The sequence below is a fragment of the Leisingera sp. genome, assembly GCF_982940295.1.
Window position 1 is genome coordinate 1 of the sequence record NZ_CEYXRG010000005.1, and the last position, 26996, is coordinate 26996.

33 protein-coding genes are annotated in these 26996 nt (G+C 64.5%); 22 read left to right on the forward strand and 11 right to left on the reverse strand.

What is annotated here, in order from left to right; translation table 11 throughout:
- The 5 genes from AC4HIX_RS05975 to AC4HIX_RS05995 form a co-directional block, all read left to right on the forward strand.
- Nucleotides 1–1011: HlyD family type I secretion periplasmic adaptor subunit (locus AC4HIX_RS05975; RefSeq protein ID WP_490398281.1), on the forward strand; the 1011-nt coding region annotated here is incomplete at its 5' end.
- Between the two features lie 197 nt (nt 1012–1208).
- Complete coding sequence (locus AC4HIX_RS05980) at nt 1209–1667, forward strand: RidA family protein (protein ID WP_490398282.1); 459 nt, start codon at nt 1209–1211, stop codon at nt 1665–1667.
- Entirely contained in the window at nt 1664–2437 is a 774-nt protein-coding gene (locus tag AC4HIX_RS05985; RefSeq protein ID WP_490398283.1) for a glycerophosphodiester phosphodiesterase family protein, read from the forward strand. The genes AC4HIX_RS05980 and AC4HIX_RS05985 overlap by 4 nt, the downstream gene beginning before the upstream one ends.
- 48 nt (nt 2438–2485) lie before the next feature.
- A complete protein-coding gene (locus AC4HIX_RS05990) occupies nt 2486–3673 on the forward strand; it encodes a GNAT family N-acetyltransferase (protein ID WP_490398284.1) in 1188 nt (395 codons plus the stop codon).
- Entirely contained in the window at nt 3670–3978 is a 309-nt protein-coding gene (locus tag AC4HIX_RS05995; protein WP_490398285.1) for a 4a-hydroxytetrahydrobiopterin dehydratase, read from the forward strand. Before AC4HIX_RS05990 ends, AC4HIX_RS05995 begins: the two co-directional genes overlap by 4 nt.
- Nucleotides 3979–4124: 146 nt before the next feature.
- On the opposite strand, the gene AC4HIX_RS06000 is transcribed toward AC4HIX_RS05995, so the two are convergent.
- Entirely contained in the window at nt 4125–4613 is a 489-nt protein-coding gene (locus AC4HIX_RS06000; protein WP_475049516.1) for a peroxiredoxin, read from the reverse strand.
- 95 nt (nt 4614–4708) lie between these two features.
- Here AC4HIX_RS06000 and AC4HIX_RS06005 point away from each other — a divergent pair, with 95 nt between their 5' ends.
- The 5 genes from AC4HIX_RS06005 to AC4HIX_RS06025 all read left to right on the forward strand — a co-directional run bounded on the left by AC4HIX_RS06005 (nt 4709) and on the right by AC4HIX_RS06025 (nt 7995).
- Nucleotides 4709–5920, forward strand: coding sequence for an NAD(P)/FAD-dependent oxidoreductase (locus tag AC4HIX_RS06005; protein WP_490398286.1), 1212 nt, complete (start codon nt 4709–4711; stop codon nt 5918–5920).
- On the forward strand, nt 5917–6468 hold the full coding sequence (gene rsmD / locus AC4HIX_RS06010) for a 16S rRNA (guanine(966)-N(2))-methyltransferase RsmD (RefSeq protein ID WP_490398287.1): 552 nt from the start codon (nt 5917–5919) through the stop codon (nt 6466–6468). Before AC4HIX_RS06005 ends, rsmD begins: the two co-directional genes overlap by 4 nt.
- A gap of 133 nt (nt 6469–6601) precedes the next feature.
- A complete protein-coding gene (locus AC4HIX_RS06015) occupies nt 6602–6928 on the forward strand; it encodes a YgdI/YgdR family lipoprotein (protein WP_475049522.1) in 327 nt (108 codons plus the stop codon).
- 188 nt (nt 6929–7116) lie between these two features.
- Nucleotides 7117–7779, forward strand: coding sequence for an HAD family hydrolase (locus tag AC4HIX_RS06020; RefSeq protein ID WP_490398288.1), 663 nt, complete (start codon nt 7117–7119; stop codon nt 7777–7779).
- Between the two features lie 24 nt (nt 7780–7803).
- Nucleotides 7804–7995, forward strand: coding sequence for a hypothetical protein (locus AC4HIX_RS06025; RefSeq protein ID WP_475049527.1), 192 nt, complete (start codon nt 7804–7806; stop codon nt 7993–7995).
- A gap of 73 nt (nt 7996–8068) precedes the next feature.
- On the opposite strand, the gene map is transcribed toward AC4HIX_RS06025, so the two are convergent.
- Nucleotides 8069–8878, reverse strand: coding sequence for a type I methionyl aminopeptidase (gene map, locus AC4HIX_RS06030; protein ID WP_490398289.1), 810 nt, complete (start codon nt 8876–8878; stop codon nt 8069–8071).
- Between the two features lie 154 nt (nt 8879–9032).
- On the opposite strand from map, the gene AC4HIX_RS06035 reads away from it, so the two are divergent.
- Nucleotides 9033–9920 (forward strand): mechanosensitive ion channel family protein, encoded by an 888-nt coding sequence (locus AC4HIX_RS06035; RefSeq protein ID WP_490398290.1) that lies wholly within the window; start codon nt 9033–9035, stop codon nt 9918–9920.
- Between the two features lie 24 nt (nt 9921–9944).
- On the opposite strand, the gene sfsA is transcribed toward AC4HIX_RS06035, so the two are convergent.
- Entirely contained in the window at nt 9945–10649 is a 705-nt protein-coding gene (gene sfsA / locus AC4HIX_RS06040; protein ID WP_490398291.1) for a DNA/RNA nuclease SfsA, read from the reverse strand.
- A gap of 48 nt (nt 10650–10697) precedes the next feature.
- Here sfsA and AC4HIX_RS06045 point away from each other — a divergent pair, with 48 nt between their 5' ends.
- From AC4HIX_RS06045 to AC4HIX_RS06060, 4 genes are read left to right on the forward strand one after another with little or no spacing between them, the layout of a single operon-like run.
- Nucleotides 10698–11420 (forward strand): competence/damage-inducible protein A, encoded by a 723-nt coding sequence (locus AC4HIX_RS06045; protein WP_490398292.1) that lies wholly within the window; start codon nt 10698–10700, stop codon nt 11418–11420.
- Entirely contained in the window at nt 11420–12142 is a 723-nt protein-coding gene (locus AC4HIX_RS06050) for a GNAT family N-acetyltransferase (RefSeq protein ID WP_490398293.1), read from the forward strand. Before AC4HIX_RS06045 ends, AC4HIX_RS06050 begins: the two co-directional genes overlap by 1 nt.
- Nucleotides 12143–12147: 5 nt before the next feature.
- Complete coding sequence (locus tag AC4HIX_RS06055) at nt 12148–12720, forward strand: peroxidase-related enzyme (protein ID WP_475049591.1); 573 nt, start codon at nt 12148–12150, stop codon at nt 12718–12720.
- Nucleotides 12711–13634: an OmpA family protein gene (locus AC4HIX_RS06060; protein WP_490398294.1), complete on the forward strand. Its 924-nt coding sequence runs from the start codon at nt 12711–12713 to the stop codon at nt 13632–13634. The genes AC4HIX_RS06055 and AC4HIX_RS06060 overlap by 10 nt, the downstream gene beginning before the upstream one ends.
- Before the next feature lie 518 nt (nt 13635–14152).
- On the opposite strand, the gene AC4HIX_RS06065 is transcribed toward AC4HIX_RS06060, so the two are convergent.
- Entirely contained in the window at nt 14153–15064 is a 912-nt protein-coding gene (locus tag AC4HIX_RS06065; protein ID WP_027244808.1) for a LysR family transcriptional regulator, read from the reverse strand.
- 163 nt (nt 15065–15227) lie between these two features.
- Nucleotides 15228–16139, reverse strand: coding sequence for an AEC family transporter (locus AC4HIX_RS06070; RefSeq protein WP_490398295.1), 912 nt, complete (start codon nt 16137–16139; stop codon nt 15228–15230).
- Between the two features lie 197 nt (nt 16140–16336).
- On the opposite strand from AC4HIX_RS06070, the gene AC4HIX_RS06075 reads away from it, so the two are divergent.
- The 3 genes from AC4HIX_RS06075 to AC4HIX_RS06085 all read left to right on the forward strand — a co-directional run bounded on the left by AC4HIX_RS06075 (nt 16337) and on the right by AC4HIX_RS06085 (nt 17533).
- Complete coding sequence (locus AC4HIX_RS06075; protein WP_475049602.1) at nt 16337–16777, forward strand: DUF4399 domain-containing protein; 441 nt, start codon at nt 16337–16339, stop codon at nt 16775–16777.
- Between the two features lie 76 nt (nt 16778–16853).
- Nucleotides 16854–17177 carry an NIPSNAP family protein gene (locus AC4HIX_RS06080; RefSeq protein ID WP_490398296.1) on the forward strand — a complete coding sequence of 108 codons (324 nt, stop codon included), beginning with the start codon at nt 16854–16856 and terminating at the stop codon, nt 17175–17177.
- An 11-nt stretch (nt 17178–17188) separates the two neighbouring features.
- Entirely contained in the window at nt 17189–17533 is a 345-nt protein-coding gene (locus AC4HIX_RS06085) for an antibiotic biosynthesis monooxygenase family protein (RefSeq protein WP_490398297.1), read from the forward strand.
- A gap of 58 nt (nt 17534–17591) precedes the next feature.
- Here the strand turns inward: AC4HIX_RS06085 and AC4HIX_RS06090 are convergent, their stop codons facing one another.
- Together AC4HIX_RS06090 and AC4HIX_RS06095 are read right to left on the reverse strand one after the other, a co-directional pair.
- A complete protein-coding gene (locus AC4HIX_RS06090) occupies nt 17592–18152 on the reverse strand; it encodes a type 1 glutamine amidotransferase domain-containing protein (protein ID WP_490398298.1) in 561 nt (186 codons plus the stop codon).
- Nucleotides 18153–18281: 129 nt separating this feature from the next.
- Complete coding sequence (locus AC4HIX_RS06095) at nt 18282–20309, reverse strand: FAD-dependent oxidoreductase (protein WP_490398299.1); 2028 nt, start codon at nt 20307–20309, stop codon at nt 18282–18284.
- A 138-nt stretch (nt 20310–20447) separates the two neighbouring features.
- Between AC4HIX_RS06095 and AC4HIX_RS06100 the strand changes: the two genes are divergently transcribed.
- Together AC4HIX_RS06100 and AC4HIX_RS06105 are read left to right on the forward strand one after the other, a co-directional pair.
- Nucleotides 20448–20930, forward strand: a complete 483-nt coding sequence (locus tag AC4HIX_RS06100; protein ID WP_490398300.1) for an RNA pyrophosphohydrolase — start codon at nt 20448–20450, stop codon at nt 20928–20930.
- A 145-nt stretch (nt 20931–21075) separates the two neighbouring features.
- Nucleotides 21076–21531, forward strand: coding sequence for a hypothetical protein (locus tag AC4HIX_RS06105; protein WP_490398301.1), 456 nt, complete (start codon nt 21076–21078; stop codon nt 21529–21531).
- 6 nt (nt 21532–21537) lie between these two features.
- Here AC4HIX_RS06105 and AC4HIX_RS06110 read toward each other — a convergent pair whose 3' ends face one another.
- On the reverse strand, nt 21538–22413 hold the full coding sequence (locus tag AC4HIX_RS06110; protein ID WP_490398302.1) for an EamA family transporter: 876 nt from the start codon (nt 22411–22413) through the stop codon (nt 21538–21540).
- A gap of 75 nt (nt 22414–22488) precedes the next feature.
- On the opposite strand from AC4HIX_RS06110, the gene AC4HIX_RS06115 reads away from it, so the two are divergent.
- Nucleotides 22489–22995, forward strand: a complete 507-nt coding sequence (locus tag AC4HIX_RS06115; protein WP_475049618.1) for a MarR family winged helix-turn-helix transcriptional regulator — start codon at nt 22489–22491, stop codon at nt 22993–22995.
- Nucleotides 22996–23155: 160 nt separating this feature from the next.
- On the opposite strand, the gene AC4HIX_RS06120 is transcribed toward AC4HIX_RS06115, so the two are convergent.
- The 3 genes from AC4HIX_RS06120 to AC4HIX_RS06130 form a co-directional block, all read right to left on the reverse strand.
- Nucleotides 23156–24148, reverse strand: a complete 993-nt coding sequence (locus tag AC4HIX_RS06120) for an adenosine kinase (RefSeq protein WP_490398303.1) — start codon at nt 24146–24148, stop codon at nt 23156–23158.
- Nucleotides 24149–24269: 121 nt separating this feature from the next.
- Complete coding sequence (gene nth, locus AC4HIX_RS06125) at nt 24270–24914, reverse strand: endonuclease III (RefSeq protein ID WP_475049621.1); 645 nt, start codon at nt 24912–24914, stop codon at nt 24270–24272.
- A 61-nt stretch (nt 24915–24975) separates the two neighbouring features.
- Nucleotides 24976–25872 carry a serine hydrolase domain-containing protein gene (locus tag AC4HIX_RS06130; RefSeq protein WP_490398304.1) on the reverse strand — a complete coding sequence of 299 codons (897 nt, stop codon included), beginning with the start codon at nt 25870–25872 and terminating at the stop codon, nt 24976–24978.
- Nucleotides 25873–25988: 116 nt separating this feature from the next.
- Between AC4HIX_RS06130 and AC4HIX_RS06135 the strand changes: the two genes are divergently transcribed.
- Nucleotides 25989–26858 carry a methylated-DNA--[protein]-cysteine S-methyltransferase gene (locus AC4HIX_RS06135; RefSeq protein WP_475049625.1) on the forward strand — a complete coding sequence of 290 codons (870 nt, stop codon included), beginning with the start codon at nt 25989–25991 and terminating at the stop codon, nt 26856–26858.
- The last annotated feature ends 138 nt before the right edge of the window (nt 26859–26996 follow it).

Consider the following 26996-nt stretch of genomic DNA (forward strand, 5'->3'; position numbering starts at 1 on the left):
CTGTTCGAGCTGATGGCGCGCCGCGGCCGGCTGGAGGCGGAGCGGGACGAGGCCGAGGAAATCACCTTTGACCCGGAGCTGTTGAAAGCCGCCGAAAGCCAGCCGGAGGTCAAGGATCTGGTGGATGGCCAGCAGCGTCTGTTCCAGGCCCGCAGGGCCACCACCGCCCGCGAGATCGAGCAGCTGGAGAAACGCCGGGTGCAGATCGAGGAGCAGATCCGCGGCGTCCAGGCACAGCAGCAGTCGATGAAAGTTCAGCTGGAGCTGATCAATGAAGAGCTCAGCAACCAGCAATCGCTGCTGGACCGCGGCCTGGCGCAGGCGGCGACGGTGCTGAACCTGCGCCGCACCCAGGCCAACCTGGAAGGGCAGCTGGGTGAGCTGGTCGCCTCAGAGGCACAGGCCGAGGGGCGGATCACCGAGATCGACATCGAGATCCTGAAACTGGCCACCGGCCAGCGCGAGGAGGCGATCACCCGCCTGCGCGACCTGCGCTCGCAGGAGCTGGAGCTGGCTGAAACCCGCCGCTCGCTGCGGCAGCGGCTGGAGCGGCTGGATATCACTGCGCCGGTGTCTGGGATCGTCTACGGGCTCCAGGTGCAGACGCCGCGCTCGGTGATCCGCCCGGCCGACCCGGTGCTGTACCTGGTGCCGCAGGACCGGCCGCTGGTGATTGCGGCGCAGGTGGCGCCGACCGATATCGACCAGCTTTATACAGGGCAGGAGGTGACCCTGCGCTTCTCGGCGCTGGATCAGCGCAGCACTCCGGAGCTGTTCGGCCATGTGACCCAGGTTTCAGCGGATGCGTTTGAGGATCAGGGCAGCGGGGTGTCCTACTACCGTGCCGAGATCGAGCTCAATCCAGGCGAGCGCGAGCGGCTGCCTGAGGGTACCGTGCTGATTCCGGGGATGCCGGTGGAAAGCTACATCCGCACCGCCGACCGCTCACCCATGGCTTACCTGGTCAAACCGCTGTCCGATTATTTCGTGAAAGCCTTCCGCGAAAGCTGACGGCAGCCGGAAACCGGCGCGGTTTCCGGCCATGAAAAATCGGACTTTTCATGGCCGGTTTCATTGCATGAAACCGGCGCCGTTCACCTGCCGGACCAGCGGGGCGGAAAGGCGCGAAAGGGTTTCGCATTTGCTCTTTCCGAAAGCCGCCGCGCCGGGTAGCGTCCCGGCCAGCAAAGACTCGGAGGAACTCGGCCATGAGCATCGAAGCGAAACTGAAAGAGCTGGGGGTGACCCTGCCCGACGCGCCGGCACCGGCAGCAAACTATGTGCCATATGTCGTCGCGGGCGACATGGTGTATATCTCCGGCCAGATTTCGGCCGATGACAACGGCCTGATCACCGGAACCCTTGGCGGCGATATGGATGTCGAGGCCGGGCAGGCCGCGGCCAAACGCTGCGCGATTGCGCTGCTGGCACAGCTCAAGGCGGCTTGCGGCGGCGATCTGGACCGGCTCGTGCGGGTGGTCAAGCTGGGCGCCTTTGTCAACTCGACTGCTGATTTCACCCAGCAGCCGCAGGTCGTGAACGGCGCCTCCGACTTCCTGGTCGAAGCACTCGGCGACATTGGCCGCCACGCGCGCTCCGCCGTCAGCTCGCCCTCTCTGCCGCTGGGCGTTGCAGTTGAAATCGACGGAGTCTTCCAGATCAAATGAGACCTGCCCTGCCTGCTGCCTTCCTGAACGTCCCGCTGGCCCACCGTGCCCTGCACGATGCGGCGGACGGGCGCCCGGAGAACAGCCGCGCTGCGGTGCGGGCAGCGCTGGCCGCAGGCTATGGCATCGAGATCGACCTGCAGCTGTCCGGCGACGGCTGCGCGATGGTGTTTCACGACTATGCGCTGGACCGGCTGGCAGAAGCTGCCGGTCCGGTCCGTGCGCGAAGCCGCGAGGAACTGGCGTCCATCCCGCTGAAGGGCGGCGATGGTGAAGGCATTCCGGATCTGGCCGAAGTGCTGGAGCTGGTGGCCGGCCGGGTGCCGCTGCTGATCGAGCTGAAGGACCAGCACGGCCAGATGGGGGTCACCAATGGGGCGCTGGAACAGGCTGCGGCCAAGACATTGGAGGGCTATCGCGGCCCGGTGGCGCTGATGTCCTTCAACCCGCATTCGGTGGCGGAACTGTCCCGCCTGGCACCCGAACTTCCGCGCGGGCTCACCACCAGCGCCTATGATCCGGCGGACTGGCCGGAGCTGCCCCGCGCCATGTGCGATGATTTGCGCGCGATCCCGGATTTTGAGCGTACCGGATCCAGCTTTATCAGCCACGAGGCCGGCGACCTGGCCCGGCCGCGGGTGCAGGCGCTGCGCAACGAAGGCGTGCCGGTTCTGTGCTGGACCGTGACGTCGCCGGCAGAGGAGGCCGCGGCCCGTGCCTTTGCCGACAATGTGACCTTCGAACAGTACCTGTCTCCGCTAACATCTTGATCAGGCTAAGCCGCACCCCACATCTGTGAAGTGGTGCGGAGGAAAGGCATGTCCCAGGCGCAAATCGAAATCCGGGTGCTATCGTCGCTGTCGCAGGTCGCGGCGGCGGAGTGGGACGCCTGCGCCTGTCCCGAAGCGGCGGATGGGGGCCGCCCCAGCGACCCTTTTACAACCCACCGTTTCCTGAGCGCGCTGGAAGACAGCGGCTCTGTCGGGCCGGGCACCGGCTGGCAGCCGCAGTATCTGACCGCCTATCAGGACGGCCGCCTGATCGCCTGCGCGCCGCTTTATGCCAAGGGGCACAGCCAGGGCGAGTACATCTTTGACCACAACTGGGCACATGCCTATGAACAGGCCGGCGGGCATTATTACCCCAAGCTGCAGATCGCTGTGCCCTTTACGCCGGCTACCGGGCGGCGGTTCCTGGTGCGGCCCGGATTTGACGGCATAGGCCACTCTGCACTGCTGCAGGGCGCAGTGCAGCTGGCGGCGGACAACAACCTGTCGTCGCTGCACGTGACCTTCTGCACCGCGGATGAGGCGCGGCTGGGCGAGGAAATGGGGCTGATGCTCCGCACCACCCAGCAGTTCCACTGGCAGAACCAGGGATATAGCGACTTCGAGGCTTTCATGCGGGCGCTGTCGTCGCGCAAGCGCAAGAACATCCGCAAGGAGCGGATGCAGGCGCAGTGCTTCGGCGGCGAGATCCAGGTCTTTCAGGGCAGCAGCCTGCGGCCCGAACATTGGGATGCGTTCTGGGAATTCTATCAGGATACCGGCGCGCGCAAATGGGGCTCGCCTTATCTGACCCGGCAATTCTTCGATATTGCGCACCGGACGCTGGCGCAGGACTTGGCGCTGATTCTGGCGTGGCGCAACGGGCGCTATGTGGCCGGAGCGCTGAATTTCATAGGCCGGAATACGCTTTATGGCCGCTACTGGGGCTGCGTCGAGCACCATCCGTGCCTGCATTTCGAACTGTGCTATTATCAGGCCATAGAATTGGCCATCGCCCTGGGGCTTGACCGGATCGAAGCCGGCGCGCAGGGTGAGCACAAGCTGGCGCGCGGCTATTTGCCGTGCCAGACCTATAGCTTGCACTGGATCGGCGATCCCGGGTTTGCCGGGGCCGTCGGACGCTACCTCGAGGCTGAGCGGGCCGCCACTGAGGAAGAGATCGAAATCCTGACCGATTACGGCCCGTTCCGCAAAGCGCATGTGGAGGAGCAAGAATGACGGAAAAACTGTCCGACGCCACCCGCGGCCCGCTGCTGGAGCCGCTGTTTGCCACCGGCTGGGAAATGGTGGAAGGCCGCGATGCCATCACCAAGACCTTCAAGTTCAGCAATTTCGCCGATGCCTTCGGCTGGATGACCCGCGCCGCGATCTGGGCGGAAAAGTGGAACCACCATCCGGAATGGAGCAACGTCTACAACAAGGTGACGGTGGTGCTGACCACCCATGACGTGGATGGCATCAGCGCCCAGGATGCCAAGCTGGCGCGCAAGATGGATGGGCTGTACGGCGAGCCGCAAGGCTGAGCCCGCGCCACGCACATAGGTCAGCACTGCTGTCCGAATGTTTCGCGCGCGAAACATTGCGGCAGAGCTGCTGACCTGATTTTTCATGTTTTGTTAAGGGTTTGCGCCTGCGGCCGCCCGCACTGGCAGCCGCAGAAAGCCAGGCCTCAGCCCATCGAGTCCAGCAGTCCTTCGCCGGCCGACAGCTCGCACTGGCCGGGGTTTTCTTCCTTGTTCAGGATCTTCACTTCGCCGTCCTCCACCAGCATCGCATAACGCAGTGAGCGGCCGATCAAACCGGCGGGAGGCGCATCGAAACGCATGCCGATCGCCTCGGTAAAGGTGCATTCGGCGTCCGACAGCATGGTGATCCCGGCGTCGGTCGCGCCGGTGTTGTCGCCCCAGATGGACATAACGAACGGGTCATTGCCGGCCAGGCAGATGATTTCATCCACACCTTTCGCGGCGAACTGATCTTTGGTGCGGATGAAGCTGGGCACATGGGCCGAATGGCAGGTGCTGGTAAAGGCGCCAGGAACCGCAAATATCACCACTTTCCGCCCCTTCAGCTTGCTTGACAGCTGAACTTGCTCCGGCCCGTCGTCTCCGATCCGCGTCAGCACGGCGTCGGGCAGCTGGTCTCCAACAGAAATCATTGCACGTTCCTCTTTCTCGTGATTGCGTTTTGGGGCCCTCGGTATATAGGGTCCGTTGGAAGCGTGACGGGAACTATTGCGGGAGGCAAGCAGAGATGTCCCACATCGTCGTGATTGGAGCGGGGCAGGCGGGGTCCTCGCTGGTGGCAAAGCTGCGCAAAGACGGGTTTGAGGGGGAAATTACCCTGATCGGCGCAGAAACAGGGCTGCCCTATCAGCGCCCGCCGCTGTCCAAGGCTTATCTGCTGGGCGAGATGGAAGTGGAGCGGCTTTTCCTGCGGCCCGAGAGCTTTTATGCTGAAAACAACATCACCCTGAAGCTGGGCCAGCGGGTAACCGCGATCGACCCGGCGGCCAAGACGGTCTCGCTGGGCGATGAGGTGATTTCCTACGACCAGCTGGCGCTGACTACCGGCTCCGACCCGCGCCGCCTGCCGGCTGCGATCGGCGGTGGTCTGGAGGGCGTCTATGTTGTGCGCGGGCTGACCGACGTCGATGCGATGGCGCCGCATGTAACCGAAGGCAAGCGCGCGCTGATCGTCGGCGGCGGCTATATCGGTCTGGAGGCAGCGGCAGTCTGTGCCAAGCGCGGCGTGCAAGTGACTCTGGTCGAAATGGCAGACCGCATTCTGCAGCGTGTCGCGGCGCCGGAAACATCGGATTTCTTCCGCAACCTTCATACCTCCCACGGCGTGGACATCCGCGAAGGCGTCGGCCTGGAGCGGCTCGAAGGCGAGGGCGGCAAGGTGACCCGCGCGGTGCTGAGCGGCGGTGAGGTGCTGGACGTGGATTTTGTCGTGGTGGGTGTTGGCATCACCCCGGCCACGCAGCTGGCGGAGATGGCTGGGCTGGAGCTGGACAACGGCATCAAGACGGATGCTCAGGGCCGCACCTCGGATGCGTCCATCTGGGCCGCGGGCGATTGCGCCTCCTTCCCGTTCCAGGGCAGCCGCATCCGCCTGGAAAGCGTGCCCAATGCCATCGACCAGGCGGAGGTCGTGGCGCAGAACATGCTGGGCGCGGCCAAGGACTATATCGCGACGCCCTGGTTCTGGTCGGATCAGTATGACGTCAAGCTGCAGATCGCGGGTCTCAACACCGGCTATGACGACGTGGTCACCCGTCAGGGCGAAGGCCAGCAAGTCTCGTTCTGGTACTACGCCGGTGATCAGCTGGTGGCAGTTGACGCGATGAACGACCCGCGCGCTTACATGGTGGCCAAGCGGCTGATCGACATGGGCAAGACCGCGGACAAGACCGTGGTTTCCAACCCTTCCGCTGACCTGAAGCCGCTTCTGAAGGCGTGAGGATCATCGCAGGAGAGTTCCGCGGCCGGGCTCTGGCCGCGGTGGGCAAGGGGGATGCGGGCGCCCATCTGCGCCCCACCACCGACCGGGTGCGCGAAAGCCTGTTCAATGTGCTGATGCACACCGGCGCCATCCCCGGCGCCCGGGTGCTGGACCTGTTTGCGGGCACCGGCGCCTTGGGGCTGGAGGCCCTGTCGCGCGGCGCGGCGGAGGTGGTGTTTGTCGACGACGGCCGGGTTTCCACCGGGCTGATCCGAAAGAACATTGGCATCTGCCGGGCCGGGGACCGCTGCACCCTGACACGCCGCGATGCGCTGAAGCTGGGGCATAACCCGGGCGCGCCCTTTGACCTGATCTTCCTCGATCCGCCTTACGGCAAGGCGCTGGGGGAGAAAGCCTTGGCCGCCGCGGTGGCAGGCGGCTGGGTGGCGGATGACGCTCTCGTGGTCTGGGAGGAAAGCGCGCCGATGGCCGTGCCGGAAGGGTTCGAACTGCACGACAGCCGCAAGTACGGCGACACCCATATCTCTTTGATGTGGCGGCAGTAAAACAGGTGCCTGCGCGAATGGGCGTTTTCGCCAAATAATTGATTTTCTATTTGCAAATACATCTCAGCATGGGTAACAACCCCGTGATTTTAATCAAATGTCCGTCAATTCAGACGGTTTAAAAAGGTTTCACATGAAAACTGCAAAAATCCTTGGCCTGCTGGCCGCTGGTTCGCTTTTCCTGGCTGGCTGCGTGTCTCCTGACGTTGTCACCACCAACAACATCGACGACAGCTCGCTGACCTGTGAAGAGATCAAGACACAGATGGGTCAGCTGGACGAGATCCGCGCCGAGGCCAAGAAAGGCAAGACCGCATCGGGCGCAAATGTGGCGGCGGCGATCCTGTTCTGGCCGGCGGTCATCGGCAATTACTCCAACGCAAACGAGGCCATGAACGCGGCAAACAAGCGCCATGAAGTGCTGGTCGCACTGGCCAAGAAAAAGCGCTGCAAGTTCTGAGCTTAGCTAGACCGGTGAAAGATATGAAATGCAGGGGCTTCCCCTGCATTTTTTTGTTTCGGGCTGTTTCAGGAAAGGGCCTGAATGTGAAGGCTCAGGCGGAAACCCGCAGCGCCGAGTTTGCCGGGGTCCTGATTGCCGAATAGACCTGTGGTTCAAAACAAGTTTTTCAGCAAAGGCGCTCTTTCATGCCCAAAACATATCCGACCCCGAAACTGGTGATTTTCGATTGCGACGGCGTGCTGGTCGACAGCGAGCCAACGTCCAATCAGGCGCTGACCGGCAACCTGGCCCGGCACGGGCTGGAGCTGACCATGGAGCAGTCGATGGCGTATTTCGTCGGCAGCACCATGGCCGGGGTCATGGACAAGGCCCGCAGCCTGGGTGCGGACCTGCCGGAGGACTGGATCAGCGAAGTCTATGCCGAGACCTATGCCCTTCTGGAACAGGGTGTTCCGCTGTCTCCGGGCATTCCCGATCTTCTGGCGCGGCTTGATGAAAATGGCATCCCGGTCTGCGTTGCCTCCAACAGCAGCGAGGACAAGATGCGCATCACCCTGGGCCAGAACGGGCTGTGGGAGCGGTTCCACCCGCAGGCGATGTTTTCTGCCCATTCCCTAGGGGTGGCTAAGCCGGAACCGGGCCTGTTCCTGGCGGCCGCCAGCCATTTCGGGGTGCAGGCGCGCGACTGCCTGGTGATCGAGGACAGCGGCAGCGGTGTCACCGCCGCGGTGCGCGCGGGCATGCGCTGCCTCGGCTATGCGCCCCACGGCGGCGGCCAAAAGCTTGCGGCGCTGGGGGCGGAGGTCTTCAGCGATATGGCAGAGGTGCCCGCGCTTTTGTCGATCTGAGCCGGGCGTGCTATTGTTCGGGGCATGGAACAGACACTGCGTACGCCGTTCCTGCCGCCTGTGACCAAGGCCGAAGCCGGGACAAAACCCAAACCGAAACCAGCGCGGTCTCCGCTGTTTATCCAGGATGCGGTGACACCTTGGGCGGACGGCACCTTGCTTCTGGCCCTTTGGCGGATACAGGAAGCCGAAGGGCAGGACGACGCCGGTTCCTGACGGGATCCGGCCTTCATCTGGCTGAAAATATCCCGGGGGTGCGGGGGCTGGCCCCCGCTGCGGCAGTAGCGGCTCAGCCGTAGGTCGGATGGAATTTTCCGGCCGGCGACAGGGTGAAAATCTCTGCCCCGTCAGCAGTTACCCCGATCGAATGCTCAAACTGCGCCGACAGCGACTTGTCGCGGGTGACGGCGGTCCACTCATCCGCCAGGATCTTGGTTTCCGGGCGGCCCAGGTTGATCATCGGCTCGATGGTGAAGAACATGCCCTCTTCCAGCACCGGGCCGGTGCCGGGGCGGCCGTAGTGCAGGACGTTGGGCGGCGCGTGGAACACCTGGCCCAGGCCGTGGCCGCAGAAATCGCGCACAACGCTCATCCGCTGGCTCTCGGCATAGGTCTGGATCGCGTGGCCGATGTCGCCGAAGGTATTGCCGGGCTTCACTGCCTCAATCCCCATCATCAGCGAATCGTGGGTAACCTGAATCAGCCGCTCTGCCTTGCGGCTGAGCTTGCCCGCCACGAACATCCGCGAGGTGTCGCCGAACCAGCCGTCGACAATCACCGTCACGTCAATGTTCAGGATATCGCCGTCCTTCAGCTTCTTGTCGCCGGGGATGCCGTGGCAGACCACGTGGTTCACCGAGATGCAGCTGGCGTGCTGATAGCCCTTGTAGCCGATGGTGGCGGAGGTGGCGCCTGCATCCTCGACCATCCGGGTAATCAGGCGGTCGAGCTCTCCGGTGGTCTGGCCCGGGACCACATGGGCTGCGATATCGTCCAGAATGCGCGCGGCAAGCGCCCCCGCCTTGTGCATGCCCGCAAAATCGCCGGGCTCATGAATGCGGATGCCGTCCTTGGTCGTGCGGCCGTCTTTCGATCTCATCGGGCGGAGCTCCATCGGGTGTCTTTGCGTAGCTATGTAAGGGGTTCCCGGCAAAAGGGCCAGAGGGGGCAGGGGCGGCACCTGGGAACTTTTTCCGCCGCACCGCGTTACAAGTGGTGAGGGCAACTGCGGCGAAACGGAGAGAGGCAGCGGCATGAACAGCTTCAACGATCTGATGCAGACTGAAATTTATGGTGGAAAATCACTTTCCGACCTGGTGACCCTGGAGTTCCTGGCCGAGATGCTGGGCAGCGTTGTGGCTGCAGTGGTGATCCTGCTGGCGGGCTTTATCGTTGCGAGCTGGGTCAAGCGGCGGATCGTCACGCTGGGCGATACGCATGCCAATCTGGACGTTACTCTCTTTCACTTCCTCGGCAATCTGGCGCGCTATGTTGTGCTCGCCTTTGCGGTTCTGTTTGTTCTGAACACTTTTGGCGTCAAGACCACCTCGATCATCGCGGCCATCGGTGCTGCGGGGCTGGCGATCGGCCTGGCGATGCAGGGGGCACTATCCAATGTTGCTGCGGGTGTGATGATCATCCTGTTCCGGCCGTTCAAGCTGGGCGATTTCATCGAAGTGGACGGTGAGATGGGCACTGTGATGGACATCAACCTTAACAACACCGTCCTTGCGGGCCTCAGCAATCTGAAGGTGATCATTCCCAACTCTGAGGTTTGGGGTAACACCATTACAAACTACTCATCGTTTGATACACGCAGGGCAGAGTGGACGTTTGGCGTCGGCTACGGCGCCAACCTGGCGGTGGCCGAGCGGGTAATCCGCGAGACCATCATGAGCGACAGCCGCTCGCACAGCGAGCCGGAGCCGTTCATTCAGGTGAATGAGCTGAACAGCAGCTCGGTTGATTTCCTGGTGCGGGTTTGGGTCGATGCGGAGGAGTACTTCCAGTATCAGGCCGACATGAAGCGCAAGGTGAAAGAAGCGCTGGATGCGGCCGGGGTCGATATTCCCTTCCCGACGCGCACCATCGTGCAGGCCGAACCGGACGCGCAGGAGGACGAGGCCAGCAAGGCCGCCTGAGCAGGCGCGCCAGCCCCCTCGCCGTTACTCCCCGGCGGCGATGGGGGCGCCGGCCTCGACGCCTTGCGGTGAAATCTTCGTGCTCAGCACCAGCCGCTCCACCCCTGCGGCATGAGCGCTGGCAAAGGCATCGGCGTAGGCGGGGTCAATATCCGCGGCCAGCTGGAACCGGCCGCAGTCGGTGCGCTGCACCAGATACAGCATCACTGCCCTGTGACCCTGAGCCACCATGCTGGCGAGTTCGCCCAGGTGCTTGGTGCCGCGCGCGGTGACGCTGTCGGGAAACTCCGCCAGGCCCGGCTGGCGCGAGAGCGTCACGCTTTTCACCTCGACATAGCAATCGGGCAGGCCGTCCTGGCTCAGCAGAAAGTCGATGCGGCTCTTCTCTCCGTATTTCACCTCTGCCCGCACGGTCTTGTAGGCGGCAAGCTCTGCGATCTCCCCGGCCTCAAGCGCGGCGCGAAGGGCGCGGTTCGGCACCGAGGTGTCGACCCCGGTGAAATGGCCGCCCTCATGCTCGACCAGACGCCAGCCGTACTTCAGCTTTTTCTTCGGATCGTCGTTCGGCTCCAGCCAGATTTTCATGCCCGGTTCTGCCAGCCCCATCATGCTGCCGGGGTTGGCGCAATGGGCGGTGACCTCTTGCCCGTCCTCCAGCCGGCAATCGGCGAGAAAGCGTTTGTAGCGGCGGATCAGCACGGCGGGGATCAGAGGGGTTTCAAAGCGCATGACAACGGGCCTATACCTGCGGGAACGAGGTATCAAGGGAGGAAGATCATGGCCAACCCGACGGCTGCCATGCTGGTGATCGGAGACGAAATCCTGTCGGGACGCACCCGCGATGCCAACATGCATTACCTGGCCGGTGAGCTGGCCAAGCATGGCATCGACCTGAAGGAAGTCCGTATCGTCAGCGACGATGAGGCGGCGATCATCACCGCGGTCAAGGCACTGGCCGGAGCCTATGACCATGTCTTCACCAGCGGCGGCATCGGGCCGACCCATGATGACATCACCGCCGATTGCATCGCCAAGGCCTTCGGCGCGCATCTGGACGTGCGTGACGACGCGCGGGTGATCCTGCAGGCGCATTACGATACGCAAGGGCTGGAATTGAACGCGGCCCGGCTGCGGATGGCACGAATCCCGGATGGCGCTGAGCTGATCGACAATCCGGTATCGGCGGCGCCGGGGTTCACCCTTGGCAATGTGCATGTGATGGCCGGGGTGCCGATGATCTTTCAGGCGATGGTGGCCAGCGTGATGCCGACGCTTACCGGCGGCCAGCCGATGCTGTCGCAGACCCTGCGGGTGCTGCGCGGCGAGGGCGAGATTGCCGGGCCGCTGCGCCTGCTGGCAGAGGCTTATGAGGACTTGTCGGTGGGTTGCTATCCGTTTCAGAAGGATGGTGTGTTCGGCGCCAACGTGGTGATCCGCGGCACCGATGGCGCACGGATCGACGCAGCGATGACGGAGCTGGCAAAGGAGCTGGAGCAGTGATGACCGACCCCCGATACTACACCGTGACCGAGGCGACCTGGCCGCCCGCGTCGGTGCGCGAGGTTGGTCCCGTAACCCTGCGCGAGGGGCAGGGCGGCGGCAGCCGGGTGTCGGCGGCAACGGTGTCCGGCCCGGTCACAGACGCGCAGATCGCAGCGGCGGAAGAGGCAATGCGCGCCATGGGGCAGGACTGCCTGTTCATGATCCGCGACGGCGAGGCGGAGCTGGACGCGCAGCTGGAGGCGCGCGGCTACGTGGTGAAGGATCCGGTCAACCTGTGGACTTGCCCGGCGGAGCGGCTGACGGACATTCCGGTGCCGCGTGTCACCGCCTTTTGCGTCTGGGAGCCGCTGGCGATCCAGCGCGAGATCTGGGAACAGGCCGGTATCGGGCCGGAGCGCCTCGCGGTAATGCGGCGGGTGCAGGGGCCGAAGACGGGGCTGCTTGGGCGCCATAGGGATAAACCGGCCAGTGCCGGATTTGTGGCCATTCATGACGGCGTCGCGATGGTGCATGCGCTTGAGATCCTGCCGCATCAGCGCCGGGCCGGTATGGGCGGCTGGATGATGCGCCAGGCCGCGTTCTGGGCCGTGGAAAACGGCGCCAGCGAACTGGCGGTGCTCTGTACGAAACGTAACGAGGGCGCAAACGGGCTTTACGCTTCCCTCGGGATGGATTGCACCGGACAGTACCACTACCGGATTTTGAAGGAAGGCGATTGACCGCGATGACTGACCAGACCCAGCCCACAGCCCTTGACCTGCCGATGGTGGACCCGCTGCCGCCGGAAACACAGAAGTATTTCGACATCTGCGTCGAGAAGCTAGGATTTGTGCCCAATGTCCTGAAGGCCAATGCCTTTGACATTGATAAGCTCAACGCATTCACAGGCATGTATAACGATCTGATGCTGGCGGACAGCGGCCTCAGCAAGCTGGAGCGGGAGATGATCGCGGTGGTGGTCTCCTCGATCAACCGCTGCTTCTATTGCCTGGTGGCGCATGGCGCGGCGGTGCGGCAGCTGTCGGGGGACCCGCAGCTGGGCGAGATGCTGGTGATGAACTACCGGGTGGCGCCGCTGGACGCGCGGCAGCGGGCGATGCTGGATTTTGCCGCCAAGATGACCACGGCCAGCGCGGAGATTGAAGAAGCGGACAGGCAAGCGCTGCGGGTCGCGGGCTTTAGCGACCGGGACATCTGGGACATCGCCAATGTCGCCGGCTTCTTCAACATGTCCAACCGGGTGGCCAGCGCAACCGCCATGGTGCCCAATCCGGAATATCACAGCCAGTGCCGCTAAGACGCCTGGCGGCCTTGGCTGGCCTCACCGCGGCGGTGCTGCTGCCCGGCATCGCCGGAGCTGTGGAGATGACTCTGCCGGCCGGTGCGGCTGCTGTGTCCGAACGCGTGACAGTGCTGGGTGTCTATCAGCTTCCAGTGGGGCCGGAGGCGGCGGACGAGGTGCCGTCGCAGCGGTTTGAGGGCCGGATTTTGCGCCGCACCTGGCGTCTGGAGGGCGGCGGCACGGTGCTGGAGATCCAGGCGCCGATGCGGGAGCAGCTGCTGGCGCAGGGGTATGAGGTGCTGCTCGACTGCGCGGCGCGCGATTGCGGCGGCTTTGGCTTCCGCTTCGGAATCGAAGTGGTGCCGGCTCCGGATATGATGGTCGATATCTCCCGCTATCACTTCCTGTCGGCAGCCAAGGACGGGCAAGCGGTCTCGATCCTGGTGTCGCGGGCAGGCGGCACGGCTTATGTGCAGATGATCACCGTGCAGCCGGGCGGTGCGGAGGCGCCGGAGGTCAAGCCCGCCGCAAAGGCACCCGCCCCTGTGCGGCCGGTTGAGCTGGCCAAGGTGCTGGAGGTCCGCGGCCACGCGGTGCTGAGCGATCTGGTGTTCGAGAGCGGCTCCACCCGGTTGCGGGAGGGGCGCTATGACAGCCTGAAGCAGCTTGCAGATTACCTGGCCGCCAACCCCGGATACCGGCTGCTGCTGGTGGGCCATACCGACACGGTCGGATCGCAGCAGCAGAATGCCGGTATTTCCCAGCGCCGGGCGCAATCGGTGAAGGAGCGGCTGGTCGAAGCCTATGAGGCCGATGAGGCGCGCATAGATGTTGCCGGTGCCGGGTTCATGGCTCCGATTGCCAGCAACCTTATCCCGGAGGGGCGCGAAGCCAACCGGCGTGTGGAAGCGGTGCTGCTCGGCGGTTAGCCGCGAATGGCATGAGAATAACAAGGGGCTCCCGTCCCCGCAGGTGCCTTGGCGCGGCCAAGACCCCTTGGGGGGGTTGGGCCCGGCGCGGCGCGGCGCGCCGAGCCGGGCCCAACGGACGCGGGAGCATGGCACATGCTCTTGCGGCGGGCGGAAGTGCTGCCAGAGCACCAAATCGTTCCGGCTGCATTCGGCGGTGCATGGCCCGCTGGCGGCGCTGGCAGCTGGCCTTCAACAGGCTGTTAACCGGGGAGCGGACCAAACCCGGTCGCCGGGGGCCGTTCAGTGACTGGCGTGCCGGTGCCTGGAAGTGGCGCGCGCGCTTCAGGCAGGTCTGTAGATAAGCCACTTGTGGCTTCAATCCTGGTCTGCATTTGCAATGCAGCCGCTGGACCCAACGGAAGCCTGTCCATCGCCTTGCCGGCGAACGCCTTGGGCAAAGGCGAAAAAAGCCCCCGCGAGGGCGCGGGGGCAGGTCTTCGAGGGATGTCTTGGTCCGGTCCTTAAGGGGAACCGGTTCAGGTTTTCCATTCGGACGGGTCGCGGTCGGCAAAGGCTGCGACCAGGAAGTCGATGAAGGCCCGCACCTTGGGCTGGGTGAACTTGCCGGGCGGGTAGACCGCGTAGATGCCTTGGGTTTCGACCGGCAGGCTGGGCATCACATCCTCGACCAGTCCCTCCTCCATCGCTTCTGCGTAGAGGTAGCTGGGCAGATAGGCGATGCCGAGGCCGGAAATAGCCGCGGTCAGCAGTGACTGGCCATCATTCACCGACAGCCAGCCTGAGGTGCGCACCTGGCGCTTTTCTCCCGACGGGGCGGTGATCTTCCAGACGTTGCCGCTGGACTGGCTGGAGTAATGCAGCAGCTTGTGGTTGTTCAGCTCGTCGATCTTCTGCGGGCGGCCGAATTTCTCCAGATAAGCGGGGGAGGCGATCATCCGCTTGGTGGTCTCGGTCAGCTTGCGGGCGCGCAGGGAGCTGTCCTCCAGCTCGCCGATCCGCACTGCCATGTCGAACCCTTCAGAGATCAGCTCCACATAGCGGTTATTCAGCACCATGTTGACGGTGATGTCAGGGAAGTCACGCAGGAAGTCCGACAGCACCGGCGACAGGTGGTTCACGCCGAAGTCGGTGGCGACCGAAATCCGCAGCAGGCCTGAAGGTGCCGATTGCATCGAGGTGACCAGCGCGTCCGCCTCACCCGCATCGTTCAGCACCCGGCGGGCGCGGTCGTAGTAGGCAAGACCGATCTCGGTCGGCGACACCCGGCGGGTGGTGCGGTTCAAAAGGCGCGCGCCCAGGCGGGCCTCCAGGCTGGAGACGTGCTTGGAGACCGCCGACTTAGAAATCCCCATCTTGCGTGCCGCATCGGTGAAGCCGCCCTGGTCCACCACATTGGCAAAGGCCTCCATCTCGGTCAGTCGGTCCATGTTCGCCCATCCTCGTAAATCCGTGTTGGGCTCAGTGTTGCCGGGGAAATCGGGCAAGATCGGGGCGGGGGTGGGATAATTGCAGGGTTTTGCGCGGATCGTTTGCGCGGTGGAAACGGCCTGCCGGCCGGATTTGCCAGCGCGGACGGGCATTTACGCAACCTCAAAGCACGAGTTTGATGATCAGGATCCACAGAGGCAGGGTAATTGCGCTGAGCAATGTGGATTGCGCGATAAGCGTGGCTGCGAGCGTGCGGTCGGCGCCAAAGGCGGAGGCCAGAACATGTGCCGCCGAGGCGGTCGGCAGGGCGGCAAACAACACCAGAACCGCGGAAAAGCCGGGGTCCGTTTGCAGCAGCAGGCAGGCGGCGAGGGTTGCAGCCGGCACCAGCACCAGCCGCACCAGGCACAGGTAGCCGTTGAACAGGTCGAGCCGCGCAAGCGCCCGCCAGTTCATGGTGGCGCCGATGGAGAGCAGCGCGATGGGAATCGCTGCGTGCGCCAGCATCTCCGCCGGGGCCAGGACCGGCGCGGGGATCTTGTAGCCCGACAATCCCACGGCGACACCTGCGACCGAGGCCAGCAGGAAAGGGTTCAGCGCTACCTTCAGCGCGGTCTGCCGCAAGGACAGGCTGCCGCCGCGCGACAGGGCGCTTACCGCCAGAACATTGGCCACCGGCACCGCCATGCCGATGGCGACGGCCATCTGCCCTGTCAGCTCTGTGCCGACCGAGGGCAGAGCGACAAAGGCAATGGCGGTGTTGAAGCGCCAGGCGGCCTGCCAGGCACCGGCAAAATCGAGGAATTTTTCAGGGCCAAAGCGGCGTGCCAGCAGGCCCAGCCCCAAAGCCAGGGCGAGGATGCTCCAAACCGCCGGGCCGATGCGGCCCAGATCCGCCACCGCTATGGGCCGGCCGCTGGCGGCAAAGAACAGCAGGGCCGGGAACAGCACCTCGAAATTCAGCTTGTCGAGGCCCTGCCAGGCCTGCGGCGCCAGCCGGTTGCGGACGATGCCGCCGAGCCCGACCATCAGGAAGCTGGGGGTGAGGCCCATCAGAATGACTGCAAATACCATGACCGGCTCCCGCTCCGCTGCCGCGCGGTGACACTGCCGCTGGCAGGGGCAGCAGGCAAGCGGAAGGATGAAAGATGCGGCGGTACTCCGGACGGCTGCCGCATTTTTGCGCATTCGTTGCGAGCGGCAGGATTGCCAGGCCCGGGTGAGCCGCTAGCTTTGTCCTGTTGGTTGAGCAAATTTCTGGAGGACCGGATATGAAACTGCTGATTGCGGCTGCCTTGTCTGTTTGCCTGGCGGCTCCGCTGTGGGCTGGCGGGGAGACGGCTTCGAACCCGGAGGCCGAGGTCTATTTTGCGAATATCCAGGACGGGGACACGGTCACATCGCCCGTGACGCTGGTCTTTGGCCTGTCGGGAATGGGGGTGGCGCCGTCGGGGGTAGAGAAAGAAAACACAGGCCACCATCATCTGCTGATCGACCGCCCGCCGCTGGGCGAGGGGGAGGATGGCGCTGATGAGCTGGCCTTTGGCCTGCCGTCGGATGATAACCACCTGCACTTCGGCGGCGGTCAGACCGAAGTGACGCTGGAGCTGTCCCCGGGCCGTCACACGCTGCAACTGGTGCTGGGCGATGCGGGGCATGTGCCGCACTCAACCCCGATTGTTTCGGAGCAGATTACCATCACGGTGGAGTGACGGTTCGGCCTGCACCGAAGCATCCGGTTGGTGGGGCAGGTTAGGGAGGTGGTCCTGAACAACCTGAGGACCCATCATGCTGACCTGCATCATCCGCTACCATATCGACCCCGCTAAAAGGGCGCAGTTCGAACAATACGCCCGCAACTGGGGGCAGGCGATCCCGCGCTGCGGGGGGGATCTGGTGGGGTACTACGCGCCGCATGAAGGCTCCTCGACGCTGGCCTATGGGATTTATAATGTGGAGAGCCTTGCGGAGTATGAGGCTTACCGCGCGCGGCTGGCGGCTGATCCGCTAGGGCGCGAGAACTACGAATTTGCCCGGAAGGAGCGGTTTTTGCTGCGTGAGGACCGGACCTGGCTCAAGAAGGCCTCGGCACCGCATGGGCAGGCCCGGTAAAGGAGGCGCAGATGATTGCCGTGATTTTCGAGGTGGAGATCGCCCGCGGGAAGAAAGAAAGCTATCTGGAGATTGCCGCGGAGCTGCGGCCGCTGCTGGAGCAGGTGGACGGGTTTCTGTCGGTGGAACGGTTCCAGAGCTTGAGCAGCCCGGACAAGCTGCTGTCGCTGTCCTTCTGGCGGGATGAGGCGGCAGTGCAGCGCTGGCGGCAGCTGCCGGAGCACCGGGCCGCCCAGGACAAGGGGCGGGCCGGGATCTTTGCGGGCTACCGGCTGCGGGTGGCCGGGGTGATCCGCGACTACGGTATGAACATTCGGGGCGCAGCCCCGGCAGACAGCCGTGCCGCACACGGCTGATCCCGGCGGCACCAAGTCAGCCCCCCGCGCGGAAAGCGCGGGGCGGGACGGAAACCGGTCAGGCTGCTGTGCGCGCGTGCGTGCCTTCTTCGATTTCTTCGGTGATTTTTGATACGAACGCCTTCAGATCCTCGGGCTGGCGGCTGGTTACGATGCCCTGATCTGCCACGACCTCTGCGTCCTTCCAGTTGGCGCCGGCGTTGGAAATGTCGGTCTTGATCGAATGGAAGGACGTCATGTCACGGCCCTTGGCAACACCGGCCTCGGCCAGCACCCAAGGGGCGTGGCACACAGCGGCGATCACCTTGCCGTTGTCATGAAAGGCTTTGACCAGATTGATGACATCGTCTTCCACCCGCAGCAGATCCGGGTTGATCTGGCCGCCCGGGATCACCAAGGCGTCGTAACCATCGGCCTTGGCATCAGCGATCTTCAGATCGGCATCGGCCTCGCGCCCCCAATCGCTGCCTTCCCAGCCTTTCGCCGGCTTGCCATCGAGCGTTGCGACATGGACCTCCGCACCCTTTACCCGCAGCTGGTCGCGCGGGAATTCCAGTTCCGACTGCTCGAACCCATGGGTGGCAATGATCAGGATCTTTGCATCTGCGATTTTGGGCATAACGGGCTCCTTTCTGTTCTGAAATGCCAAGCCGCCCGTCCGGACGGCGCTGCAGAACAAACGCGCCCCCGCCCGGAGGTGTTCCGGACGGGGGCGCAGAACCAGCGGTTTGCGGCGTTGCGCCGCAGTTCAGAGCCCGGCGGCCAGCCGGGTGCCCTGGTTGATGGCGCGTTTGGCGTCCAGCTCTGCCGCGACGTCGGCGCCGCCGATCACATGGGCGGTGATGCCGCGTTCAGCCAGCTGATCCGCCAGCGACCGCTCGGAGACCTGGCCTGCGCAGAGCACGATGGTATCTGCCGGCACAACCGTGGGGTTCTCGCGGGCCTCGCCGAAGCTCACGTGCAGGCCCTCGTCGTCGATCTTCTCGTAGTTCACGCCGCCGAGGAATTCGACGTCCTTCATCTTGAGCGTGGCGCGGTGGATCCAGCCGGTGGTCTTGCCAAGCCGTTTGCCGTGCCGTTCCGCCTTGCGCTGCAGCAGCGTCACGCGGCGGGCAGGAGCGGCGGGCTGCGGGCCTTCGGGGGCAAGGCCTGCGCGGTGCTCGGCCGGGTCGGAAACGCCCCACTCCTGCATCCACAGCGGCAGGTCGGTGGCAGGGCTGTGGCCCTCTTCCAGCAGGAATTCGGAGACGTCAAAGCCGATGCCGCCGGCGCCGATCACGGCGACGCGTTTGCCCACCGGTTTCTTGTGGCGCAGCACGTCGATGTAGCTCAGCACATTGTCGCGGTCCTGGCCCGGGATAGCCGGATCGCGCGGCAGGACGCCGGTGGCAATCACCACCTCGTCGAAACCGGTCAGATCATCCGCCGAAACCTCGCGGCCCAGCTCCAGCGTGATGCCTGCATCGGCCAGCATCACCCGGTACCAGTCCACCAGGCCCCAGAATTCCTCCTTGCCCGGCACCTGCTTGGCCATATTGAGCTGGCCGCCGATTTCATCGGCGCGGTCGAACAGCGTGACCTTGTGGCCCCGCTGCGCCGCCGTCAGCGCGGTGGACAGACCGGCAGGACCGGCGCCGACGATGGCCACGGTCCTGGCGGTTGCTGCCGGTTCGATCACCAGCTCGGTCTCGTGGCAGGCGCGCGGGTTAACCAGGCAGGAGGTAAGCTTGCCGCTGAAGGTATGGTCGAGGCAGGCCTGATTGCAGGCGATACAGGGGGCGATATGGTCCGCCTGGCCCGCTTCGGCCTTGGCGACGAAATCCGCATCCGCCAGCATCGGGCGCGCCATGGAGACCATGTCGGCGCAGCCGTCTGCCAGCACCTCCTCCGCGACCTCCGGCGTATTGATGCGGTTGGAGGTGATCACAGGAATACTGACTTTACCCATAAGCTTCTTGGTGACCCAGGCAAAGGCCGCGCGCGGAACGCTGGTGGCGATAGTTGGTATACGGGCCTCGTGCCAGCCGATGCCGGTGTTGAGGATCGTCGCGCCCGCCTTTTCGATCTCCTGCGCCAGCTGCACGACTTCCTCGTGAGTCGAGCCTTCCGGCACCAGGTCGATCATCGACAGGCGGTATATGATGATGAAGTCGGTCCCCACCGCCTCGCGGGTGCGGCGCACGACCTCGATCGGCAGGCGCATCCGGTTCTCGTAGGAGCCGCCCCAGCGGTCGGTGCGCTTGTTGGTGCGGGTGACCAGGAACTGATTGAGGAAGTAACCTTCGCTCCCCATGATCTCGACCCCGTCATAGCCGGCTTCCTGCGCCAGCCGGGCGGCATTCACGATGTCCGCGATCTGCTTTTCGATGCCTTCTTCGTCCAGCTCATTCGGCGGGAAAGGGGAGATCGGCGACTTCACCGGGCTGGGGCCGACGCATTTCGGCCCATAGGCATAGCGGCCTGCGTGCAGGATCTGCATGGCGATCCGGCCGCCCGCCTCATGCACCCGGTCCGTCACCACGCGGTGATTTTCGACGTCCTTGGCCGAGGTCATCATCGAGGCGCCCGGCAGCACCGAGCCTTCCAGGTTCGGGCCGATCCCGCCGGTCACCATCAGGGCCACACCGCCGCGGGCGCGGGCGGCATAGAATTCGGCCACCCGGTTCCAGTCGCCGGTCTCCTCCAGCCCGGTGTGCATGGAGCCCATCAGCACCCGGTTCTTCAGCGTGGTAAAGCCCAGATCCAGCGGGGCAAGAAGGTTGGGGTACGCAGTCATCTCGAAACTCTCCCTGGCAGTTGCCCCTAGGATCACGAGGCGGGGGCGGCTTGTCACGGGCAAACGCCGCGTCACCCTCTTGCGTGCCCCGGCGGCAAGCGGTCTAAGGTTGTTCCAGCGTATACTGAGGAGAGCCGGATGACGCCGGAAGATATTGCCAAGCTGCCCTACCGCCCGAATGTCGGGGTGATGCTGATCAATGCCGAGGGCGCGGTGTTTGTCGGCCAGCGCAAGGACCGTTACCAGGACGCCTGGCAGATGCCGCAGGGCGGGATTGATGCCGGAGAGGACCCGCGGATTGCGGCCTTGCGCGAGCTGGAGGAAGAAACCGGCGTCGCGCCGGAGCTGGTGGAGATCATTGCGGAAAGCAATGGCTGGCTGCCTTATGACCTGCCGCACGATGTTGTGCCCAGTTTCTGGGGCGGCAAGTACCGCGGGCAGGAGCAGAAGTGGTATCTGATGCGGTTCCTGGGGACCGATGATCAGGTCAATATCGAGACCGACCACCCGGAATTCTCCGCCTGGTGCTGGCAGCCGGTCGAAAGCCTGGTGGAGAAGATCGTGCCCTTCAAGCGCGAGGTCTATGCGCGGGTGGTGGCTGAGTTCCGGGAGTACTTGTGAGATGGGATTGCCGGGGTTTCTTGCCGGATGTTTCGCCCGGCGGGCAGGCCGGGCAGCGTCTGACCTTTCCCCTGGGAAGGCGCTTCGCACCTTCCCAAGGCCAGGCGCTGCCCTGGGAGTTTTGGCCGCGGCGTTCGTTTCGGCAATGTCTGCAAGCCCCGCCGCGGCTCTTAGCTGTCTTCCGTGGGGACCTGCCGACGCCTATCTGCACGCCGCACAGTCGGACAGCGTCTACAACGTCATCGCGGGCAAACTGCGGTTCGACGAAAGCCTGCTGCCGCAGTCTCATTCGGACGATCCGAACGACACTCCGCCGCTGACCCGCATTCCGGCACAGCTCTCGGGCAAGATGCTGGAAGGCAAGTATTTCTCCGGGCGGGTCAATGTTCCGGCGGTGCTGGAGGTGGAATGCCTCGGCCCCTGGTGCGGCGGCATGACGTCCGGTGCGGATTATGTTTTGTTTGCCGAGCAGCGCGGGCAGGAGCTGATGGTCCGCGCGGCTGCCTGCGGAGGGTCTGTTTTTGCTGACACTGCCGAAGTCCGGCGGCAGGTGCTGGAGTGCCACCGCGGCGGGGCCTGTGAGCCCGCTATGCCGCGGTGACGGGGGTTACTCTGCCGGGGCTGCGGCGCGTTTCGCGCGCAGCTGCAGCCGGGATTGGCCAAGCCACAGGCTGAACAGCGCCAGCAGCGCACCCAGCGTCTGGTTGGGCGTCAGCGTTTCCCCCAGCAGCAGCCAGCCGAGGATCACCGCGGAAAGCGGGCTGAGCACACCCAGCAGCGAAACCTGCGATGGGTCGATCCGGGCCAGTCCGCTGAACCACAGGATGTAGGTCAGCGCACCGCCGATCAGGCTCATATATGCGAGACCGAGGATGTTCGCGGCGGTGAAGACGGGCAGCTCCGGCACCGCCCACAGCGCAACGGGGACCAGCAGCAACCCGCCCGCGGTCAGCTGCCAGGCGGTGAAGGTGAGGGGCGGCACCGGCGGCTGCCACTTGCGGGTCAGCACCACGCCTGCGGCCATCGAAACCGCGCCGCCAAGCCCAGCAAAAACGCCCAGCGTGTCGAGCTTGGCCGCTGGTGTGAGAACCAGCAGTGCGACGCCTGCCATGCTCAGAAGGGCGGCAGCGACGGCGGCGGCGCGGATCTGCGTCTTCAGCAAAAGCGCCGACAGGAATACCACGATCAGCGGCTGCACCGCGCCCAAGGTCGCGGCAACACCACCGGGCAGGCGGTAAGCCGACAGGAACAAGAGCACCCAGAACAGCGAGAAATTCAGCGCGCCCAGAACCAACAGCCGCGGCAGCCATTTGAGCGGCGGCAGCTGGCGCACCAGCAGCAACAGCAAAAGCCCCGCAGGCAGTGCCCGCAGAAGGGCCACCACCAGCGGCGAGTGGCCGGGCAGGAGGGTTGTCGTCACGATATAGCTGCTGCCCCAAATGGCAGGGGCCAGCGCCGTCAGCAAAAGGGTCCGGATGGGCATGTGTCTCTCCTTGTCTTGAAGTCGAGATAATGCATTTTATCTTGACGTCAAGATGTAAAGGCCTAAACCAGTTGCATGGACCATGTGGATTTTATCACCCAGCAATGGGGACGAGAGCGGCCGGACCTGGATGTCACGGCCATGGGGGTTATCGGCCGGGTGGCGCGGCTGTACCTGGCTTATCAGCGGGGGATGCATAAGACTTTCGCAGAATTCGGGCTGAACGCGGCCAAGTTCGATGTGCTGGCCACCTTGCGCCGCTCCGGAGCCCCCTTCACGTTGTCACCGGGGGAACTGCTGAAGGCGACGATGGTGGCCTCCGGCACCATGACCAACCGGATTGACCGGCTGGAAGCGGACGGGCTGGTCAAGCGTGAGGTGAACCCGGAAGACAGTCGCAGTTTCCTGGTCGGACTGACGGAGGAGGGGTTTGCATTGATCGATCGGGCGGTGACAGCGCATGTGCAGACCCAGACACGGCTGCTCGCAGGGCTGAGTGCTGAGGAAGTGGAGGCCTTGACCGGGCTTCTGAGCAAGGCTCAGGCGGCAGCCGATCAATCTGAAACGGATCACCCGGGTTGAGCCTGTGATCCTGCGCGGGCTGACGCCCTTGCGTCCTGCGGACGGCGGGCGGGGGGGGGGGGGGGGGGGGGGGGGGGGGCGCCCCCCCCCGCCCCCACGCCCAACGGGAGAAATTGCACCGTCAGGTGCGGTTTCGACGGGCGGGAGCCGCTGGCTGCCCTTAAACCAGCCCGGCCTCTTCCAGCAGGTGCAGCACTTGGGTTTCCGGGCGCGGGCCGATGTGGCGGATCACCTCGCCCGCGCAGATGCAGCCCATCCGCGCGCAGATTTCCATGCTGCGGCCAGTGGCCATGCCGAACAGGAACCCGGCGGCAAACTGGTCGCCTGCCCCGGTGGCATCCACCGGCACGATCGTCTCGACCGGAACGTCGACCCGCACACCTTCGTTCAGAACTGTGACCCCGTCGCCGGAGCGGGTGCAGACCACCAGCGGGCAGATCGCAGCAGTCTTTGCCATCGCGTCTTCCAGGTCGCTGGTTTCGAACAGGGCGCAGATCTCGTCCTGGTTGCCGATCACGAAATCCAGCTCGTTGGCGATCAGATTCAGGAAATCGGCCCGGTGGCGTTCGACGCAGAACGGATCGGAGATCGAGATGCCGACCTTGCCGCCGCCCTCGCGGCAGTCGCGTGCGGCCTCCAGGAAGGCTGTTTTGCCCTTGTCCTTGTCAAACAGGTAGCCCTCCAGGAACATGATCTGAGCATTGCCGGCCACCTCTTGCGGCACGTCTGCTGAACTCACCTCCGAGGAAATGCCCAGGTAGGTGTTCATCGAACGCTCACCGTCCGGCGACACAAAAATCATCGACCGCGAGGTCGGCAGCTCGCCGTCGGCAACCGGCGGGTTCACGAAAGCCACGCCCTCGTTGTTCATCGCATCGGCATAGAAACTTCCCAGTGCATCGTCGCGGACCCGGCCGATGAAGGCGGCCTCCAGCCCCAGCGCGCCGGCGCCGGCAATGGTGTTCGCCACAGAGCCGCCGGGGGTCAGCACCCGGTTTCCCATCGCCGCATAAAGATCCTCGCAGCGGTCGCGTTCGATCAGCTGCATGATGCCTTTTTCGATGCCCTGTTCGGCCAGGAAACTGTCCTCGCATTGCGCGATCACATCGACGACGGCGTTGCCGATACCGACGAGCTGATAGGTTTTGGTCATAGGCTGCCCTCCTCGGGGAGTGTTGCGCCGGGTCCGGCGGGCTTGTCTTGAGAAACGGAAATGCCGGCTTCAGTCAGGTGACTGGGCGGCAGGGTCGCGGCTGAATATCTGCGCCTGCGGCTCACAGGTTCTTGTCCTCATACATGCAGAGGTCGCGGATCAGACAGCTGCCGCACATCGGCTTGCGCGCTTTGCAGTGGTAGCGGCCATGCAGGATCAGCCAGTGATGGGCGTGCTGCTGAAAATCGGCGGGGATATTGTCCTCTATCGCGCGTTCGACCGCATCCACGTCCTTGCCCGGCGCGATGCCGGAGCGGTTGCCGACGCGGAAGATATGGGTATCCACCGCCTGCGCGGGCTGCTTCCACCACATGTTCAGGACCACATTGGCGGTCTTGCGCCCGACACCCGGCAGGGACTGCAGTGCGGCGCGGGAATTGGGCACCTCGCCGCCGTAGTCCTCCACCAGGATCTTTGACAGCTTGATCACATTCTTGGCCTTGTTGCGGTAAAGGCCGATGGTCTTGATATGCTCGATCAGGCGTTCCTCGCCCAGGTCCAGCATTTTCTGCGGAGTGTCCGCGATTTTGAACAATTCGCGGGTTGCCTTGTTCACGCCGGCGTCTGTGGCCTGTGCCGACAGCGCCACCGCCACCACCAGCGTGTAGGCGTTGACATGCTCCAGCTCGCCCTTGGGTTCGGGCTCAGCTGCCTGGAACCGCGTGAAGATCTCGCGGAGCGTATGATAATCGAGTTGCTTGGCCATCGCGCGCCATATGTACAGGTCAGACCTTAAAGCGCAATTTATTTTGTCTCTGAAAATCCGATTACCGGGTGTTTCGCGAGGGCGGCCCGGCAACCTCCAGCGCAGCCTGCACCGCGGCGAATTCGGCGGGTGTTTCGTCGCCGCCTTCGGCAAAGACCGCTGCGATCGGCCGCCCGGGTAGATCCGGGAACTGCGCGACCAGATTGGCACAGAAAGGGCCGCAGCCGGTGTGGCCGATGATGCGGCCCGCGCCCTCTGCCGTGCCGTTCATGATGCCAAGACCGTAGCCGGTCTCGAGCCACACCCGGCCGGGAATAGGGCCCGCCCGCATCTGCTGGTCCAGCATGGCCGCGCGAGCAGCGGGGCTGAGCAATTTGCCGTTCAAAAGCCCATGCAGCAGCAGAACGGCATCCGAGGCCGTCCCAGTCAGGCAGCCGTGATAGACCCAGCCGGGGTGGTATCCGTCTGCCTCCCAGTGCAGGACTTCGAAATCCGCGGCTGTTTGGGCCAGCCAGGCGCTGAGGCCCAGGGGGCGGAGGATGTGCTGCTGCAGGATTTCCGCCAGTCCGCAGCCGTGCAGCTCTTCCAGCTGAAGGCGCAGCAGCAGATAGCCGAGGTTCGAGTACAGCCAGCCCTCACCAGAGGGATAAGCAAGCTCACTGGCGCGGGCCTCGGCCAGAAGGCGGCTGGCGGGCCAAGGAGGCTGGCGGCCCGCGACTGCGGCCTTGTAGGCGGGCAGGGGGCCATAGTCGCGCAGGCCCGCGCGGTGCTGCAGCAGTTGCTGCGTGGTGAAAGGCCAGCCGGGCAGCGGTGCATCAAGTTCAAGCAGCCCGTTTTCAGCTGCTTGCAGGACCAGCGCTGCAATGGCCGGCTTGGTGAAGCTCCACCAGGGAAAGACGGCTTCTGGCGCGTCATCGCGCAACAGCCTTCCCGCATCGTCCAGCACTGCAATGATCATGGCCCGGCCTCCCTTTGCGAAGCTAGCACGCGGGGCGGGGGATTTCGCAAGTTCCGGGTCGAATGCCGGCCGCGCGCGCGGTACCTTGGCACTCAAGACAGCCGAAGGACACAGCGATGAATATCGAAGCGCGGGAAAACACCTATCATTACGGCGTCATGCGGCGGGCGATTGAGCTGATCGACGATGGCGGCGAGGATCTGACGCTGGAGCAGCTGGCCACTCGTATGGACATGAGCCCGGCGCATTTCCAGCGGCTGTTCTCGGCGTGGGTTGGCGTCTCTCCCAAGCGCTACCAGCAGTACCTGAGGCTGGGTCATGCCAAAGCGCTGCTGCGCGACCGGTTCACCACGCTGGAGGCCTCGCACGCGGTGGGGCTGTCCGGGTCCGGGCGGCTGCACGACCTGTTCCTGCGCTGGGAGGCGATGAGCCCCGGCGAGTATGCGCGCAAGGGCGGTGGCCTGCGGATCTTCTGGGGCTGGTTCGACAGTCCTTTTGGCCTGGCCTTGGTGATGGGAACCGAAAAGGGCATCTGCGGGCTGGCCTTTGCTGCCGAAACCGGGGCAGAGCCAGCGATGGCCGATATGCGCGCCCGCTGGCCGCAGGCGGAGTTTGTTGAGGATCCAGTATATTTGCGCCCGCTGGCGGAGGCAGCCTTTGCCCAGAAGGGTGAGACCGCGCTGCACATGATCGGCGCGCCGTTGCAGATCAAGGTCTGGGAGGCGCTGCTGCGCATCCCCTCCGGCCATGTCACGACCTACTCTGAGCTGGCCCAGGCGATCGGCTCTCCCAAGGCGGTTCGGGCCGTTGGCACGGCGGTGGGGCGCAACCCGGTCAGCTGGCTGATCCCCTGCCACCGTGCCTTGCGCAAGTCCGGGGCGCTGGGAGGCTACCACTGGGGCCTGCCGGTCAAACGCGCGATGCTTGCTTACGAGGCCGCGCGGGACGAGGACAGCGCGGCGCAGGAAGTGCGCGCCGCCGGCTGAACAGGTGCTCCAGGAATCCTTGGCGGGCGGGCTTGGCCGCCTGTTGCGTCTCGTGGCGCCTGCGCGCTGCCTCAAGCTCAATTTCATGCGGGACCAATGGGCGGCGCTGGGATTCCCAGCGGTCCAGTCCCAGGGTGA